Source organism: Candidatus Manganitrophaceae bacterium, from assembly GCA_016200325.1.
Lineage (GTDB): Bacteria > Nitrospirota > Nitrospiria > SBBL01 > Manganitrophaceae > Manganitrophus.
Map to the genome: position 1 here is coordinate 23,159 of JACQEZ010000013.1, position 17,058 is coordinate 40,216.

At 58.2% G+C, this 17,058-nt stretch carries 16 protein-coding genes and 1 tRNA gene; 13 read left to right on the forward strand and 4 right to left on the reverse strand.

All coding sequences use genetic code 11. The features are described from left to right. Nucleotides 1-1,233, forward strand: coding sequence for a DegT/DnrJ/EryC1/StrS family aminotransferase (locus HY282_11405; protein MBI3804355.1), 1,233 nt, complete (start codon nucleotides 1-3; stop codon nucleotides 1,231-1,233). Between the two features lie 24 nt (nucleotides 1,234-1,257). On the opposite strand, the gene HY282_11410 is transcribed toward HY282_11405, so the two are convergent. Together HY282_11410 and HY282_11415 are read right to left on the reverse strand one after the other, a co-directional pair. Next, complete coding sequence (locus tag HY282_11410) at nucleotides 1,258-2,118, reverse strand: hypothetical protein (GenBank protein ID MBI3804356.1); 861 nt, start codon at nucleotides 2,116-2,118, stop codon at nucleotides 1,258-1,260. A 143-nt stretch (nucleotides 2,119-2,261) separates the two neighbouring features. Beyond that, nucleotides 2,262-2,834, reverse strand: a complete 573-nt coding sequence (locus tag HY282_11415) for a TMEM165/GDT1 family protein (GenBank protein ID MBI3804357.1) — start codon at nucleotides 2,832-2,834, stop codon at nucleotides 2,262-2,264. Between the two features lie 264 nt (nucleotides 2,835-3,098). On the opposite strand from HY282_11415, the gene treY reads away from it, so the two are divergent. Both treY and HY282_11425 read left to right on the forward strand, forming a co-directional pair. Then, nucleotides 3,099-6,089, forward strand: coding sequence for a malto-oligosyltrehalose synthase (gene treY / locus HY282_11420; protein ID MBI3804358.1), 2,991 nt, complete (start codon nucleotides 3,099-3,101; stop codon nucleotides 6,087-6,089). A gap of 240 nt (nucleotides 6,090-6,329) precedes the next feature. Then, the gene (locus tag HY282_11425; protein MBI3804359.1) at nucleotides 6,330-7,394 is read left to right on the forward strand and encodes a hypothetical protein; all 1,065 of its coding nucleotides are present in this window, start codon (nucleotides 6,330-6,332) and stop codon (nucleotides 7,392-7,394) included. A 100-nt stretch (nucleotides 7,395-7,494) separates the two neighbouring features. Here HY282_11425 and HY282_11430 read toward each other — a convergent pair whose 3' ends face one another. Beyond that, a complete protein-coding gene (locus HY282_11430) occupies nucleotides 7,495-7,929 on the reverse strand; it encodes an arsenate reductase ArsC (protein ID MBI3804360.1) in 435 nt (144 codons plus the stop codon). Between the two features lie 202 nt (nucleotides 7,930-8,131). Between HY282_11430 and HY282_11435 the strand changes: the two genes are divergently transcribed. The 8 genes from HY282_11435 (at nucleotide 8,132) to HY282_11470 (ending at nucleotide 12,517) form a co-directional block, all read left to right on the forward strand. Continuing rightward, on the forward strand, nucleotides 8,132-8,416 hold the full coding sequence (locus HY282_11435; protein MBI3804361.1) for a BolA family transcriptional regulator: 285 nt from the start codon (nucleotides 8,132-8,134) through the stop codon (nucleotides 8,414-8,416). Nucleotides 8,417-8,513: 97 nt separating this feature from the next. After that, the gene (gene ald, locus HY282_11440) at nucleotides 8,514-9,632 is read left to right on the forward strand and encodes an alanine dehydrogenase (GenBank protein ID MBI3804362.1); all 1,119 of its coding nucleotides are present in this window, start codon (nucleotides 8,514-8,516) and stop codon (nucleotides 9,630-9,632) included. Further along, nucleotides 9,623-9,699 (forward strand) — tRNA-Pro (locus HY282_11445). Before ald ends, HY282_11445 begins: the two co-directional genes overlap by 10 nt. 46 nt (nucleotides 9,700-9,745) lie before the next feature. Next, complete coding sequence (locus tag HY282_11450; protein MBI3804363.1) at nucleotides 9,746-10,027, forward strand: acylphosphatase; 282 nt, start codon at nucleotides 9,746-9,748, stop codon at nucleotides 10,025-10,027. Between the two features lie 60 nt (nucleotides 10,028-10,087). Next, complete coding sequence (locus HY282_11455) at nucleotides 10,088-11,044, forward strand: sigma-70 family RNA polymerase sigma factor (GenBank protein MBI3804364.1); 957 nt, start codon at nucleotides 10,088-10,090, stop codon at nucleotides 11,042-11,044. 33 nt (nucleotides 11,045-11,077) lie between these two features. After that, nucleotides 11,078-11,593, forward strand: a complete 516-nt coding sequence (locus HY282_11460) for an adenine phosphoribosyltransferase (GenBank protein ID MBI3804365.1) — start codon at nucleotides 11,078-11,080, stop codon at nucleotides 11,591-11,593. 122 nt (nucleotides 11,594-11,715) lie between these two features. Next, nucleotides 11,716-12,123, forward strand: a complete 408-nt coding sequence (locus HY282_11465) for a carboxypeptidase regulatory-like domain-containing protein (protein ID MBI3804366.1) — start codon at nucleotides 11,716-11,718, stop codon at nucleotides 12,121-12,123. Nucleotides 12,124-12,136: 13 nt separating this feature from the next. After that, entirely contained in the window at nucleotides 12,137-12,517 is a 381-nt protein-coding gene (locus HY282_11470; protein ID MBI3804367.1) for a response regulator, read from the forward strand. Nucleotides 12,518-12,538: 21 nt separating this feature from the next. Here HY282_11470 and xerD read toward each other — a convergent pair whose 3' ends face one another. Next, the gene (gene xerD / locus HY282_11475; protein ID MBI3804368.1) at nucleotides 12,539-13,426 is read right to left on the reverse strand and encodes a site-specific tyrosine recombinase XerD; all 888 of its coding nucleotides are present in this window, start codon (nucleotides 13,424-13,426) and stop codon (nucleotides 12,539-12,541) included. Nucleotides 13,427-13,651: 225 nt separating this feature from the next. Between xerD and HY282_11480 the strand changes: the two genes are divergently transcribed. Together HY282_11480 and accC are read left to right on the forward strand one after the other, a co-directional pair. Further along, complete coding sequence (locus HY282_11480; protein ID MBI3804369.1) at nucleotides 13,652-15,610, forward strand: penicillin-binding protein activator; 1,959 nt, start codon at nucleotides 13,652-13,654, stop codon at nucleotides 15,608-15,610. A 21-nt stretch (nucleotides 15,611-15,631) separates the two neighbouring features. Further along, nucleotides 15,632-17,050 carry an acetyl-CoA carboxylase biotin carboxylase subunit gene (accC, locus tag HY282_11485; protein MBI3804370.1) on the forward strand — a complete coding sequence of 473 codons (1,419 nt, stop codon included), beginning with the start codon at nucleotides 15,632-15,634 and terminating at the stop codon, nucleotides 17,048-17,050. The last annotated feature ends 8 nt before the right edge of the window (nucleotides 17,051-17,058 follow it).

The following is a 17,058-nucleotide window of genomic DNA, read 5'->3' on the forward strand; positions in this document are numbered from 1 at the left end:
TTGAGAGAGCCGTTTATCTGCCGCGAGCTTCCCCCCACTGCGGGGCTTCCGCTCTATTGGCGTGATTTTTTTGGTCCGGAAGGGCGACCCTTGGAAGACGGACTGGTCGAATTTCTGGGGGTGCCGGCCGTCCAGCTGGAGTGCTCCGGGACCTCCGGCTTGGTACTCGCGTTTGAAGCGCTCAAGCGCTGCAGCCCCCGGCGGACGGTGGTTTTGCCGGGTTATACCTGTCCCCTCGTCCCGTTGGCCGCGGCACGTGCCGGACTCCAGATTAAGCTGTGCGATATCCGGCCCGATCGGTTTGACTTTGATCTGAGCCATCTCTCTGCGATCTCCAACTCGGAGACCCTCTGCATCGTACCGACCCATCTCGGCGGCCTCACGACCCTCCTTCCCGGCGTGCTGGAAATTGCGCGGCGGGTCGGCGCATACGTGATCGAGGATGCAGCCCAGGCGTTGGGGGCGACTTGGAACGGCCGTCCGGTCGGAACCTTCGGCGATATCGGGATCTACAGCCTCGCCTGCGGAAAGGGACTGACCCTTTATGAAGGGGGTGTCCTGGTGGCCCGAGATGAATCGATCCGGACGTTGTTGCGCGATATCAGCCGCAAAGAGGTCCTTCCTCACCGGTGGATGGAGTGGCTCCGCCTGGCCCAGCTATTCGGTTACCGGCTCTTCTATAATCCGTTGGGGCTGTGGCTGACCTACGGTCTTCCGCTTCGGCGCTGGCTGAAGCGGGGCGATCCAATCCGGGCGGTCGGCGATCGCTTCGATGAGGATATTCCGATACACCCGCTCGGCGCCTGGCGGAAGGAGATCGGCGCCGCCGCGCTGGAGCGGCTTCCGGCGGCGCTCGCCTCACAGAGAGAGCGGGCACGGGATCGCATTCTGCAATTAAGTAAGATCGCGGGCCTTCGGGTGATCGAAGATCTCCCGGAGGCGACCGGAACGTGGCCTTTCATCATGGTCCTGTTCGATTCGGCGTCGGCCTGCCGCCGCGCCCTCTCCCGCCTCTGGCCGGCCGGTCTCGGGGTCACCCGCCTCTTCGTCCATCCCTTGACCGGCTATCCGCAGTTGGAAGAAATTGTTCCCCGCGCTTCGCTTCCCCACGCCGAATCGTTTGCCGCCCGGTGCCTGACAATTACAAATAGCCCCTGGCTGACCGAACCGGAGTTCCAGTCGATCTGGGAGGTTCTGGCCGATTCTGCGGCGACCCCCGAGCGTCGTTCCTGATCCCTGCCGAACCGAGATCCCGCTCTATGACAGAATGAGCGCGGCGAGTTTTTGATTGAACCGCTGCTGTTGTTGCTGCTGTTTCTCCAGGTCGGTCGGAAGGGGCGGAGATTGGCCGTCGAGCCGCGTCAACATTCTTTTCCAGAAGGTGCGGTAGGTGTAGGAGGAGATCTCTCCGGTGACATCGGCCGCGACGAGGAACGGTTTTAACACGGCCACGGCGGCGAGGAGGCTCTCTCCTTCCAATCGGCCTTGGTCCCAGTTCGTCTGGACCGTTTCCGGGGAGAGCACATCTTTGTCGATCGAGAGATAGACCGGGTGTCGATCCGACTTGAGGAGATCTTCCATCAATCGACGGAGGGTATCGACATCGCTCTCGGACGATTGGATGGAGGAGAGGCCGAGGAGGCGTGCCAGCCGGGGAGGGGGAGAAAAGCAGACGTAGCGAAGCTTGCCGGAGTAGAGCGGACGGAGATAGTTCTCCAGCAGGTGGCGCGATTGAATGTCGTTTGAGGTGATACCGATCACCACGACCCGGGAGACAAACGGCAGCCGGCAGACGTGACGGACCCAGGAGCCGCAGTGAATGCCCCAGGGGTAGCGCATGTTGTCGGGGTGATTGTCGAAAACGATCACCTGCATCGGCCCGAGCGCTTCAAGCCGCTTGATTAGAAGATAGCTGACATGATGAAAGTCGCCGCTGCCGAGGAAGGTCAGTCGCGGAAGGCCGAGCGGCGCCGACTGGAGTGTCGCTTCGAGCTCCTTCAGGTCGCGCAATGTGCAGCCGTACCGAATCCGCTCCTCCCAGTCCTGAAGGGAGAAGGAGCGGACGTTCGGGAGGGGGAGTACCGAGCGGTCGAAATCTAAGAGGGCCGATTGATCCATGTCTCTTCAAAAGGAGGGGGCGAGAAGGCCATCCCGAGAAGGCTATCCCGAGAAGGCTATCCCGAGAAGGCTATCCCGAGAAGGCTATCCAATGTGCATCGATCTTCCGAGGACTATACAACAGCCCGGCCCCGCTTGCAATCTCACCCCCCCCGGCGTGTCGCCGCTGCGAAGAGAGAGAAGATCCCGAAAAGAAAGAAGAGGCCCGCCGCCGTCCGCCGAATCCATTGGGTCTGAACTCTTTCGGAAAATTTTTCCCCAAAAAAGACGGCGAGCCCATCGCTTGCCAGCATGCCGAGGGTCGTCCCGACGGTGACAAAGAGGACCGATTGATATTTCGCGGCCAATGCGGCGGTGGCGAGCTGGGTTTTGTCGCCGATCTCGGCCAGAAAGAAAAGAGAGGCGGTGGTGACAAAGGTCCCGAAGCGGGTGGGCCGCTCCGTCTCTTCGAAGCGATCGGGCTTCAACGCCCAGACGCCGAAGAGAAGAAAGCTGACCCCGACCGCTCCCGACAGAAATGAAGGGGATATCCGCTCGGCCATCCAGGCGCCGAGCGAGGAAGCGAGCGCATGATTCAAGACGGTGGCAACGAGAATTCCGGCCATGATGCTCCATCGGTCTCGAAATCGGGCGGCCAGGGAGAAGGCGAGGAGCTGCGTTTTATCCCCCATCTCTCCGAGCGCAACCAATAGAAAAGAGATGAAAATGATATTAATCAATCAAGGCTCCGTCTCCTTCTCCCCTTCGATCGGGCCGACAGAAGCGGCCGCCTGCCGCGCTTGTTCCCCGTGGGGGGAATATGCGATCATAGAGTATCATTCTATTTGTCTTTTTCATCCTTCTTGAGAGAAATTATCACGGGAGGCGTTTGAATTCAATCGGAGATTGACCCGGTCGGTCGATCTTACAGGAGCAGGTAGGAGATGTCGCAGAACGAACCGCTCAGAGAAGCGCAGATCGATTCCTTTGTCGGTGAATGGATGGAGCGCTTGTCCCAAAGAGAGATCGGTCCGACCTCGACGTATCGGATCCAATTCAACCATCGCTTTCGGTTTCAAGATGCGACGGCGATGATCCCCTATCTCGCCGATCTGGGGGTGTCCGATCTGTATGCCTCCCCCTACCTGCAGGCCCGGCCGCAGAGCCTCCACGGTTATGATATCTGCAATCACAACGCGCTCAATGCCGAGATCGGAAGCGAGGCCGACCATGCCGAGATGATCGCCGTCCTCCGGTCGCACCGGCTCGGCCATCTCCTCGACATCGTTCCGAACCACATGGGGCTGGCCGAGAATCAGTGGTGGCTCGACGTCCTTGAGAACGGCCAACGCTCGCCGTATGCCCACTACTTTGATATCGATTGGCATCCGATTAAAAAGGAGCTCGACGGCAAAGTGCTCCTCCCGGTGCTCGGCGATCAGTACGGGCGGGTCTTGGAAAGCCAACAGCTGAAGCTCGTCTTCTCGGAAGGGGCCTTTCGGATCGGTTACTATGACCATCGCTTTCCGGTGTCGCCTCGGACCTATCCGGCCATTTTAAGATGCCGGCTGGAGCAGTTGGACGAGGCGCTCTCCGACGATCCGGAGAACCTCCAGGAGTACTACGGGATCACGCTCGCATTGCTCCATCTGCCGGAAGAGATTCAATCCGACCCGAAGCGGGTTGCAGAGGAGCGCCGCCAGATCGACTGGATCAAGCGGCGGCTGGAAAAACTTTATCGGACGCATGAAAAGATTCGAACCTTCGTCGATGAGAATGTCGCCCTCTTCAATGGGAAGCCAGGGGATCCGCGCAGCCTCGATCCGCTCGATCAGCTCCTCAATGCACAAGCGTATCGGCTCGCTTACTGGCGGGTCGCGGCGGATGAAATCAATTACCGGCGCTTCTTCGATGTCAATGAGCTCGCCTCCATCGCGATGGAGCGAAAGGAGGTCTTCGAGGAGACGCATCGCTTGATCTTCCGGCTGATCGAAGAGGGGAAGCTCGACGGGCTTCGTCTCGATCATCCCGACGGCCTCTACGATCCGATCGATTATTTTCGGCGGCTTCAGAAGCGTTGCTTGATGCTGCAGGGGATGAGGTCGCTCCCCGAAGGGACCTCCGACGAGGTCCGAAGGAAGGTGGAAGAGAAGTTCGCCGAGGCGGCCGACCGCTTTCTCGCCGGCCGGCCCCGCTCGGCCGCGCCCCTTCCGTTTTACGTCGTCGTCGAGAAGATCTTAAGCAAGGGGGAGCGGCTGCCGGAGCGCTGGCCGGTGCAGGGGACGGTCGGCTATGAATACCTCAACGCGATCAACGGCCTCTTTGTCGACGGCCAACAGGCAAAACGTTTTCACGAGATCTATTCCCGCTTTATCGGGATGCGGTTACGCTTCTCCGACGTCGTTTATGAGCGGAAGAAATTTATCATGAACACCACGATGGCGAGTGAGATCAACGTCCTCTCCCATCGGCTGAACCGTCTCTCGGAGAAAGACCGCCTCTCGCGCGACTTTACCCTCTACAGCCTGCGCGATGCGATCCGGGAGGTGATCGCCTGTTTTCCGATTTACCGGACCTACATCACCCAGCAGGAACAGTTGGAAGAGCACGACCGAAAGTTCATTCAGGTGGCGGTGACGAAAGCGAAGCAGCGGAGCCCCGCGACCGATATTTCAATCTTCGACTACCTCAAGCGGATCCTCTTGATGCAGGTCCCCGAATATTTTACCGAGGCCGACCGGATGGAGCAGCTCGCCTTTGTTCAGAGGTTCCAACAATGTACCGGCCCGATCATGGCGAAGGGGTTGGAGGATACCGCTTTCTATGTCTACAACCGGCTTGTCTCGCTCAACGAGGTGGGGGGAGACCCGGAGACCTTTGGGGTTTCGATCTCCGATTTTCACCGGCAAAATGCAGAACGGCTGGAGCGGTGGCCTTCCTCGATGCTGACCACCTCGACGCACGACACAAAGCGAAGCGAAGATGTGCGGGCGCGGATTGATGTCCTCTCGGAGATTCCCGACGAGTGGGAGGCCGCCGTCACCCGGTGGGCCGAGCTGAATCATTCGAAGAAGTCCGAGGTGGAAGGGGCGCCGGCCCCCGATGCCAATGAGGAGTATCTCCTCTATCAAACGTTAATCGGCGTCTGGCCGCCGGAGTATTTGTCACCGAGTGAACACGACGCCTTCAAACAGCGGATTCAAGCCTATATGACCAAAGCATCGAAGGAGGCGAAGGTCAACACCAGCTGGATCAGCCCCAACGAGGCGTACGACCGCGCCCTCGCCTCTTTTACGGAAGCGATCCTCGACACCGCCCAGCGAAATCCTTTTTTGGAAGATTTTAAAAAGCTCCAGAAAAAGGTAGCCCACTTTGGGATCTTCAACAGCCTCTCTCAGCTCCTCTTGAAGGTCGCCTCGCCGGGCATACCCGATTTTTATCAAGGATGCGAGCTGTTCGATTTCAGTCTGGTCGATCCCGACAACCGCCGGCCGGTCGATTATACCTTCCGGGCTCAGCTGTTGTCGGCGCTGATGAAAGAGATCCCCTCCGGCGGCCCCTCTCCCTCCTTTATTCAGGCCCTCCTCAGTGAAAAGGGGGATCGGCTGAAGTTGTATGTCGCCTGGCGGGCGCTACAATGTCGGCGCGCGAACCGGGCCCTCTTTTTGAAGGGGGTCTACCTGCCGCATGAGACGATCGGGCCGGCGCGCGACCACCTGCTCGCTTTCTCCAGGCGGTCGAAGGCGGGACGGGTCGTGGCGGCGGTCCCCCGGCTCTTGGTGTCGTTGCTCGAACATCGCCCGGGCGATCCGATCGGCGCGGTCTGGGAGGGGAGCGGCATCCTGATCGAAGACGAACTCCCGGGGAGCCGTTATCGCAATGCGCTTACCGGCGAGACGGTTGAAGTGCGGCGCGAAGAGGGAAAGACGGTCCTTTCATTGTCGGAGGTTTTTTCGACCTTTCCTTTAGCCCTGTTGGTCCGGCAAGAATAAAGACAAGCGCTCCGAAAGGGGATCGCGGATCGTGTTCGAATTCTGATGAAGAATCGAGGTAGAGCGCCATCACCGGATGCGGCCGGCAAGGGACGACGCGCTTCGGGCGTTTCCCTTGACATGGCGTTTAAGATCACAGTACGCTTCTGTCACCCGATCTCACGGATAGGGCTGATTGAGGATCCGATTCGGCGATAGATTTTTATTTCCCGATCAGCCTCTCCCTTAAAGAAGAGAGCGATGCGTGAACGACGTTGGGAGTCTCAATCGACGATCACCTTTGATGAGATGGCCGTCCTCTGCAGCACCCTTCGGGGGTTCGGCCTCGAGGTCAAAGAGATTGAGAAAGAGGTCTCCTGCTATTTTGAAGAATTTTGGATTGATGCGCTGGAGGAGATCGATCGACTCGAGGAGTGGACCGTCGATGAGGTGACGCTGGTCCAGGTCGATTCCCAATGGAAGGGAGACTTCTTCGTCCTGTCGGCGCACCATTACGATCTCTTCCGTCGTTATCTTTCGATGGAAGCCTATCTCTCGCTCTGCCATCCCTGGCAGGTCCCGGCCGATCTGAAGGCAAAGCTGCATCACGCGGAGGCGATGTTCTGGATCGGGTTCCGGCAGGACCACGGCTTCATCCGCGTCCGCCTGGTTCCAAATGAAGTCATTACGCCGGGTGAGAAGCGGGGAGAATCAAAGCGGTTCACCTGGATGAGCGAGCGGGCGGCCCTCTTTTCCTCGGCCATTGAAGCGCTCGACCTTCCCCTCTTCGTCGACTGGGAGAAGGGGGCGCTGTCGATCTCCTCGGAAGATCCCGCCACGCCGATCTCCTGCTCCTGGCCCGATGCGTTCGGACCGTGTCAATTCGAGTTCATCACCGCCGATCCCTATGAGCTGTTGGTCCCAGCGGCGCGGCTGGTCTCAAAGTTCGGCGCCCGTCCGGCGACGATCCGGACTTTCTTTTCCGGTTTCTCGCGCGAGGTCCTCCAGATGTTCCACCGCCTTCAACCCGAGGGACGGCTTCTCTATCGCGGCTATGTCCAGGCGCCGCTGAGCGACCTTCCGAAAATCGTTCAGGCGGTCGAGCCGAGTGGACGGGTTTTGGCGAACCTCTGCGAGTTTAGAACGACGCAGCTGCTGCCGAAGGGGGAGGAAGCCTATGCGGTGATCGGGGTGATCGGAAGCGGATTGGGATTTAAGATTGAGATCCGTCTCAACCGCGCCCCGCTCCCGGAAGAGCGGATGGAGGAGTGGCTGGAAGGTTTAACGGGGCTGGCGATGCGCTATGCGCCGCTCTCGTCTTATTAAAAGCGCCGGATCTGCCTGAACAGACCGATGGCCGAAAGCGCCGCTAAGCGCTAAGCAAGATAGACCCGGTCAGAAGGTCCTTTCCGAACCCGCCGCACCCTTACAGCGTTTGCGAAAATTCTTCGATCCGCTTTTGGAGCATCTCGCGGACCTCTTTGAATGCGATCTGCTTTCCTTCCGTGTTGCTTTTGAATCCATAGTGGGTGGTCATCATCACCGGATCGGGGACCGGCCAGTGAAGCCGCTGGACGGTCGGGGGGAGGGCCGGGAGACTCTTTGCGGAGGTGTTGCAAAGGGTGACGATGATGTCCATCTCTTTCCATGGCACATGGTTGATCGATTTGGTTTTCTGCTGGGAGATGTCGATTCCGATCTCGGCCATCGTTTTGACGGCGAGCGGATTTACCGCCATCGGCTGGATTCCGGCGCTGTGGACCTCGAACCGGTCGCCGAGGGTTTTCTTCACCATTCCTTCCGCCATCTGGCTTCGGCTGGCGTTGGTCGCACACAAAAACAAAATCTTTTTCATTTCTATCCTTTGGTCAAGGAGGCTGACGAAAATCAGTTCGTACCCCGATTTTCATCAGCCGCAATAATGAGGCTGGTCAAAAGAATAGCCTGGTTTCGGGGTCGGGTCAAGAAGAAAGTCGGTCCCTTCCGGCTGGAAGCGGCGTGGCGGATGTGGTATGATGCCGAGGGCTTAAACGAGGCGAGGCAGGTTGGTATAGAGGAGGGCCATGGGCGGGGCGACGCAGCAGAAGATTGAACGGAAGATGAAAGAGGCGCTGGGGGCGGTTTTCGTCGAGGTGATCGATGAGAGCTGGAAACACGCCGGACATGCCGGGGCGGCCTCGGGGGGAGGCCACTTTATCCTTCAGGTCGTTTCCGACCGGTTTGAGGGGGTCTCTCTTCTTAATCGAAACCGGCTTGTCTTCTCGGTCTTAAAGGAAGAGATGGGGGCCGAGATCCATGCGTTGTCGATCAAGGCGATCACCCCTCAAGAGTGGAAGGGGATCTCATGATCGGCCTGCGCCGAAGTAGACAAATCCGGCATGCCGAATCGGCCGCTCAATCCATTGACTTTTTTTGCCGGAACTGTTACGGTACCTCCTCCGTAAGATGAAAATCGGCGTACCCAAAGAGATCAAAGATCACGAATATCGCGTCAGCGTCATCCCCGCCGGCGTCGGTATGCTTCGAAGAGGGGGCCATCCGGTGTGGGTCGAGGCGGGGGCCGGGGAGGGGAGCGGGATTCCCGACGCCGCTTATCGAAAGGCCGGCGCCCGGATCGTCACCTCCAGGGAAAAGCTCTTTGATGAAGCGGAGCTGATCGTCAAGGTCAAGGAGCCGCTCGCGAGCGAATATGATCTCTTTCATCCCGGCCAGATCCTTTTTACCTATCTTCATCTGGCGGCGGAGCCGGCGCTCCTAGAGGCGTTGCTCAAGGGAAGGGTCACGGCGATCGCATATGAGACGATCGCGCTGGCCGACGGCAACCGGCCGCTGCTCCGTCCGATGAGCGAGGTGGCCGGTCGAATGGCGGTTCTCGTCGGCGCACATTATCTTCAGCGGCCGTCGGGCGGCATCGGGCTTTTGCTCTCCGGGCTGGCCGGGGTTGAAAAGGGACGGGTGACGGTTCTCGGCGGCGGCGTGGTTGGAAAGAACGCAGCCCAGGTGGCGCTCTCTCTCGGCGCGGTTGTAACGGTGATCGATGAGAACGCGGCGCGCCGGGCTTCTCTCGACGATTTTTTCCGAGGGCAAGTAACGACACTTCCTCCCTACCGGGATGAAATCGCCGCGCACGTTGCGGCGAGTGATCTGGTCATCGGGGCGGTCGCCCGGTCTGCGGAGAAGGCCCCGCACCTGGTCACGCGGCAGATGATCTCCAAAATGAGGAAGGGATCGGTCGTCGTCGATGTCTCGATCGATCAGGGAGGCTGCTTCGAGACCTCTCGGCCGACGAGCCACTCGAAGCCGACCTACGAGGTGGACGGCGTCATTCATTACTGTGTCGCCAACATGCCGGGCGCGGTGCCGAGGAGCTCGACCTTTGCATTGGCCGGTGTGACCTTTCCCTATCTGGAAGCGCTGGCCCGGTTCGGCTTGAAGCGGGCCGTTGCATCCGATCCGGCTTTGGCAAACGGCGTCAATCTTTATGACGGCAAGATTGTTCATCCGGACGTGGCAAAAGTTTTTGGTAAGAAAGCAGTCTCATTAAGTGAGTTTTTCGGGGCGTAGCGCAGACTGGTAGCGCACACGGTTCGGGACCGTGGGGTCGGAGGTTCAAATCCTCTCGCCCCGACCACTTTTGATAACAAATCATCCGCCATGATCGATCCTCTCCATACACTATGTCGGAGATCCTCTCAAGCCACATCTATGTCAGCGGAAGGGTGCAGGGGGTCGGATATCGAGATTTCGCGCAACGACAGGCGGTTTCTCTCCACCTCAACGGCTATGTTCGAAACCTAACCGACGGACGGGTCGAGCTCGAAGTGGAAGGGGAGCGGGGCCAGATCGAACAGCTCATCCAGGCCCTCCGGAGAGGTCCTTCCCGGTCGAAGGTGACCGCCGTCGATGCGACATGGGCTCCCACCTCAAGGCGATTTTCAGATTTCTCGATTCGGTATTAAAAACCGCTTGTCTTCCCCTTTGTTTCTACTATAATAAAAGAAACCTCCGAGGGTAATCGTATGAACGAAGAGTGGGTAGAAGAGGAGAAAGAAAACGCCGACGACGAGGCCGAAGAGGCTGAATCGGACCTCCCTGGGGCGGAAGGGACTCCCTCGTATGAAGAGGAAGAAGAGGACCGGTACGCCCCGCCGGCCGATGCGGTGAAGACCTATCTCCGGGATATCCGGCGGTCGACCCTCCTGACCTTCAAGGACGAGGTGATGCTCGCCAAGAAGATCGGAAAGGGGGATGAAGCGGCCCGGCAGCGGATGATCGAATCGAACCTTCGCCTCGTTGTCAGCATCGGCAAACGATATATGAACCGCGGGCTTCCCTTCTCGGACATAATCGAAGAGGGGAACATCGGCTTGATTAAAGCGGTCGAGAAGTACAATTACCGGAAGGGCTTTCGGTTCTCGACCTATGCATCGTGGTGGATTCGTCAATCGATTGAGCGGGCGATCATCAATCAAAGCAAGCTGATCCGTCTGCCGGTTCACGTGGTGGAGCGGGTCAATCATTACCTCTCTCACGTCGAAGATTTGGTTCAGGAGCTCGGCCGAGAGCCGGGACAGGAAGAGATCTCCAAGAAGATGCGGATTCATCCGGAAGATGTCGATCACCTTCAGCAGCTTCTCCGGAAGACCTACTCGCTCGACAGCCCGATTGCGGCGAATAAAGAGACGGCGCTCCGCGACGTGATTGAAGATACCAGCCAGATCTCTCCGATCAACAAAGCCGAGGGGGTCCGCCGAAGGGAAGACATTCTCAGCTGGATGACGAATTTAAAAGAGAACGAGCGGCAGGTGCTTGTGCTTCGATTCGGTCTGGAGGGGGACGAGCCGCACACGCTCGAGGAGATCGGAAAAGTCTTCGGGCTGACGCGGGAGCGGGTCCGCCAGATCGAGTCGAGCGCCCTCCGAAAGCTGAGGACCATTATTGCCGAGAAGACGATCGGCCCCGATGAAATTCTGTAGAGGCCGCCTATTCCGCAGCGTGAGGAAGCGACGATGGACTTAAAATCAAAGATTCGCGAAGTTCCGAACTTTCCCAAAGAAGGAATTCTCTTCTACGACATCACCACCCTTCTCAAAGATCCGCTCGCCTTTCAAGAGGTGATTCGACAGCTCGCCGCCCCCTTTATCGATAAGAAAATAAAAAAAGTGGTCGGGATCGAATCGCGGGGGTTTATCTTCGGCGCGCCGCTGGCCGAGCGGCTCGGCGCCGGATTGGTCCCCGTTCGCAAGCCGGGGAAACTTCCCGCGGCCAAGATCGAAGAGAAGTATAATCTCGAATATGGCTCCGACAGCTTGGCGATTCACAAAGATGCGATCTCACCCGGAGAGCGGGTGTTGATCGCAGACGACCTCCTCGCCACCGGCGGGACGGCGCTGACCACCGCCAATCTGATCCGGCAGCTGGGGGGGGATATCCAAGGAGCGGTCTTCGTCGTCGAGCTTGCCGGGTTGAAAGGACGCGAGAAGCTAAAGGGCTTTCCAATTACTTCGCTGGTCGTATACGACTGAGCGATCCCGCCGACCCTGACGCCGTTCTCACTCCGATAAAATTTTAGATCGAGTTTTTCGGGGGCACTTGCATCTTTGTGCTTTTATGTTATCCTTAGGTACGTTTTGGAAAAGGGGGATTCATGAAGAGATCGCTCTTATTTTTTCTTTTGGGATGGGCGCTCGTCGGATGCGGCGGGGGAAATAGCGGAAGCGATGTCACGATCACCCTCGCTGGGACGGTCACACAAGGGGCGACCAGCGGTGGACAAGGGAACCCGGCGCCTTCCGCAGTCGTCACCATCAACGAGACACACCAGAGCGCGACGATTACCTCGGCGAATAATGGAACGTACAGCATCGGGAGTGTCCCTGTGGGCGGCACCTTTACCGTTCAAGTAACCGAGCCGAACAATGCGTTGATCAACGTCAGCTGCGGTATCCGGATACCCGATTCGACCACGATCCAGGTCACCAGCAGTCCCGATGTATGCAGCGCCGGCACCTCGCCGGCGATTGGAACACTCATACTCAATATCACCCTTCCGTAATCCCAGGAGGCAGATGAGCGCAGCTCAAAAGCGGGTCTTTATCATCGACGATTCGGAGACCGTTCGAAAAAACCTCACCGGCATATTAACCCGGGGAGGATATCAGGTCTTTGATGTGTCCGACGGCTCGCAGGGGCTCAAGCGGCTGTCGCAGGAGCGGTTCGACGTTCTGTTGCTCGACATCGAAATGCCCGGCCTCAACGGCTTTGAGCTCCTTCGGATCATCCAGGCGGGAAACTTGGCCCAGGGTGCGCCGATTTTGGTGATCACCGGAAAACAAAATGACCTCTCGGCGGTCCATGAGGTGAAGAAATATGGCGCCGCCGGATTTATCGACAAGTCTGCTTCTCCAGAAGACCTTCTCTTCCGTATTTCTCGCGCGTTGTCTTCCTAAAATCGAACCGCTCCGTGAGAATCAACCTCTTGGGTGGTTCTTGAGGTGGGTCTCTTTCAACTTCTCCCGCGCCACGTGGGTATAGATCTGCGTGGTGGAGATGTCGGCATGGCCCAGCATCATCTGCACCGAGCGAAGATCGGCCCCCCCTTCCAGAAGATGGCTCGCAAAGGAATGCCGGAGCATGTGGGGGGTGATCGCGCGCCGAATGCCGGCCTTTCTCGCATACGCTCTCAGCTGCATCCAGAAAGCCTGGCGGCTCATCCGCTTCCCTAAACGATTTAGAAAAAGAAAAGGGCTCTCCTTGCCTTTCAGCAGAAGGGACCGCGATCCGGCTAAATAGCCGTTGAGCTTCTCCCGCGCACAGCGGCCGATCGGGACGATCCGCTCTTTTGATCCCTTGCCGCGGGTGATCAGGTAACCGGTTTCCAAATTGATCCCGTCGATCGGAAGCGAGACCAACTCAGAGACGCGGAGGCCGGTGGCATAGAGGAGCTCGATCATCGCATCGTTTCTCAGCCCGATGGCGTCGGCCCCCTTGGAGAGGTTGAGGAGGGCGTCGACCTCGGTCGTATGGAGGACCTTGGGGAGACGAAAGGCCTGGCGAGGGGAGTGGATATGCGCCAGCGGCTCATGGTGGAGCATCCCTTCCATCGTCAAGAAATGAAAAAAAGTCCGGAGGGTGGAGAGGAGCCGTGCCGTCGACGACGCCGAGAGTCCTTGCCGCTTCAGCTCGGAGAGGAAGAGAAGGCTCTCCTTTCGCTGAACTTGGTCGAGGCGGGAGAAGGAGTGGCGCCGAAGGAAATCGGAGAATTTCTGGAGGTCGAGCGAATAGGCCGACAAGGTATTGCGGGAGAGCCCTTTTTCGACGGAGAGGAAGTTGAGAAATCGATCAATGAGGTCATCCATCTTCGAGATTCTAACCAAAAACGCCTTTCTTGACAACCCTTACCGATTCTTCTATCATCAGGAGGCCTGCCGGAGGCCGCCAGAGACGGCCCCGTGACGGCGCTTCCGGGGGTGGGGACCTTTACCAACAGCACCCTGTCTTGAACGAATTTCCCGGTTCATCTCAGCGGATCGCCGGCCCGTCTTAAGTTTTTCTTGCCGATCCGGTCTTTGAGGAGCGCTCTTTTGAAGAGAAGTTTTTTTTTGAGCTTCATATCGATTCTTTTTTTATCCGTCTCGGTCGGATCGGCCGAGAACCCCGCTAAAACGACGCCGGTCCCTCCCCCCACCGCGCAGACGCCAAATCTGCCCGCGGTTGTACCTCCACCCAGCATCTCCTCGGAAGAGAAATCACTCTTTGAGCAGGCCAATACCGCCTCCGCTTCGGGCAACACCGAGGCGGCCCTTGGTCTTTTCGATCAATTTATTTTGAAATTCCCCAACAGCCTTCTTCTTCCCGACATCTATCTTGAATTGGCGAAGATCTATGCCGACCGGGGGGAGATGAAACGGGCGATCGAGACGCTCAAGACGGTCTTGGATCGCTTCCCTACCTATTTTCGCGTCAACGATGCCCGGCTTCAATTGAGCAATCTCTATCTCACGATGGGGGAGTTGAAGGAGGTGATGGGGCTCTGGTCCGAGCTCCCCGATCAAGAGGCGTCGAAGGTTGAGATCTATGAGCGGGTCGCTCAGGCCTATTTGGAACAGAGAGAGTTTGTCGAAGCGCTCCAAGTATTGATGCAGAAGCGGCAGTTGGTGATCGATCCCGATGCGGGGGGCGCGGTCCGCGAAGAGATTGTCTCGATCGTCAAGGAGAAACTGCCGGAGAGAGAGCTGCAGGCGATCATCAAACAGTTCACCCCCTCTTTTCCGGCCGACGAAGCGCTCGTCCGTCTGATTGCGCTTTATGACGGCCGCGGCGATTACTACCGTGAGGAGCGGGAGATCAAGCGGTTGCTCTCCACTTTTCCGAACCATCCCTTTTCGACCGAAGCAAGACGTCTTTCCACCCAGGTCCGCGAGAAGATCAAGGCGAATCGATATCTCATCGGGGTGGTCCTCCCCCTGTCGGGAAAATTGGCCCCGTATGGAAACAATGCGCTGAACGGCGCCCAGCTGGCGGTCCAGCAGTTTAAAGAGCTGCTGCCGGGGGCCTCCGTCGGGGTGGTCGTTAGAGACCTCGACGAAGAGCCGTCCCGCTCGGTCAGCGCGCTGGAGCAGTGGCTGGATGATTTCCGCCCCGTGGCCCTGGTCGGTCCTCTTCTCAGCAAAGAGGTCGATCGGATGGTGCCGGTCATCGAAAAAACCGATCTTGCGCTCATCACGCCGGGGGCGACCTCTTCTCGGCTCGCCTCCCTCGGAAAATCGGTTTTCAGAAATGCGATGACCTCCCGTTTCCAGTGCCGTGCGATCGCCGCTCATGCCGTCACCGGAATGAATCTCAAGCGTTTTGCCATCCTTTTTCCGAATGAGAGTGCTGGGAAAGAATGGGCGAAGTGTTTTTCCGAAGAGGTCGGCCGGTTGGGAGGAGAGATCGTCCATGCCGAGCCGTATTCGTTGAGCGACACCGATTTCTCCCCGACGATCCGCCGCATGAAGGAGGCCGATCTTAAAAAGAACGGGGTCGCGGAGGTCGTTCAGGAGGGGAGGAAAAAAAAGGAGCTGACCTATTTCCCCGGTTTCGATGCGATCTTTCTGCCGGGGGATGCCGACAAGGCGGGATTGATGATCCCCCAGCTCGCCTTCCACAATATCCGAGACATTCCCCTTTTAGGGACGAGCGGGTGGGATACCCCGGAGTTTTTGAAGTTGGTCGGCTCTTACGCCGAAGGAGCCACCTTTGTCGATGGCTTTTTCTTGGAGAGTGTCGACCCGGCGATTCGTAAATTCGTCGCACAGTACCGAGCAAAATTTCAACAGGAGCCCGATCTCTTCGCAGCCCAGGCCTTCGATGCGACCCATCTGATCTTGGCGACGCTGGAGGGGGGCGCGCTGACCCCCCGCGACGTGAAGACGATGCTTGCAAAGACAAAAGACTTCCCCGGTGTTTCGGGATTCATCGCCGAAATACGGGATGGAGAGGCGGTCAAGAAACCGTTTTTAATTCAAGTGCAGCGAGGAAAGCTGGTACAGCTGAATTAACCCTCCTATCTCCGAGGATCTATGTTTAAAAAAGTGCTGATTGCCAATCGAGGGGAGATCGCCCTTCGGATCATCCGGGCCTGCAAAGAGCTCTCGATCCCAACCGTTGCGATCCACTCGGAGGCCGACGCGACCACCCTCTATGTGAAAAAGGCCGATGAGTCGTGCCTGGTCGGCCCCGGTCCGATCGAAGGATATCTCAATATCTACCGCATTATCGATCTCGCCAAGCAAAAAGGGGTCGATGCGATCCATCCCGGCTATGGATTCTTGGCGGAAAACGCCGAATTCGCTCAAGCCTGCCAAGAGAGCGGCTTGGCCTTTATCGGGCCGCCGGCTTCCGCGATCCGCGCGATGGGGGACAAGGTCTCCGCGCGACAGAAGATGAAGGAGATCGGCGTTCCGATCGTCCCAGGCCTGATCGAGCCGATTACTTCTTTGGCGGATGCCGTCCGATTTGCCGAGGAGATCGGCTATCCGGTGATGCTGAAGGCCTCGGCCGGCGGAGGGGGGCGCGGCCTTCGGATCTGCAAGGAAGGGGAGGAGCTGAAAAAATTCTTCCCGATCGCACAGGCGGAGGCGAAAGCGGCCTTCGGAAAAGACGCCGTCTATCTGGAGAAATACATCCATGCCCCCCACCACATCGAATTCCAAATTTTGGCCGATCGACACGGGAATGTGATTCACCTCGGCGAGCGCGATTGCTCCATCCAGCGGCGGCATCAGAAGCTGATCGAGATCGCCCCGTCGCTTTTATTGGACGAGCGGCTTCGTCGGGAGATGGGGGAAGCGGCGGTGGCCGCGGCGCGGTCGGTGAATTATACCAGCGCCGGAACGATCGAATTTTTGGTCGATACCAGAGGCCGCTACTATTTTCTGGAGATGAACACGCGGATTCAGGTGGAGCACACCGTCACCGAGGAGATCACCGGCGTCGATATCGTGAAGGAGATGATCCGGATTGCGGCGGGGGAGCCGGTCTCCCTTCGGCAGGAAGAGATCTTCTTAAGAGGGCATGCGATCGAATGCCGGATCAACGCCGAAGACCCTCAGAAGAATTTTGTCCCGACCCCGGGAAAGATCACCGCCTATTATTCGCCGGGGGGCATCGGCGTCCGAATCGACGGAAATGTTTATTCGGGATATGTGGTCCCCCCCTACTATGACTCGCTTCTGGCCAAGCTCACCGTCCGGGCCCGCACCTGGGACGGGGCGGTGCAGCGGATGCGCCGGGCGCTCGATGAGTATGTGATCCGGGGGGTCAAAACGACGATTCCCTTCTACAAACGGATCATGGAGGACCCCGATTTTCGGACCGGCCGGTTCGACACCACCTATATCGAATCGCATATCGAAAAGTTAAATATCGAAACCGAGTACAACCGAATGGACAAAGTGGCCGCCATCGCCGCGGTGATCGCCGCCCATTCGAAGAGATGAAGGAGAGC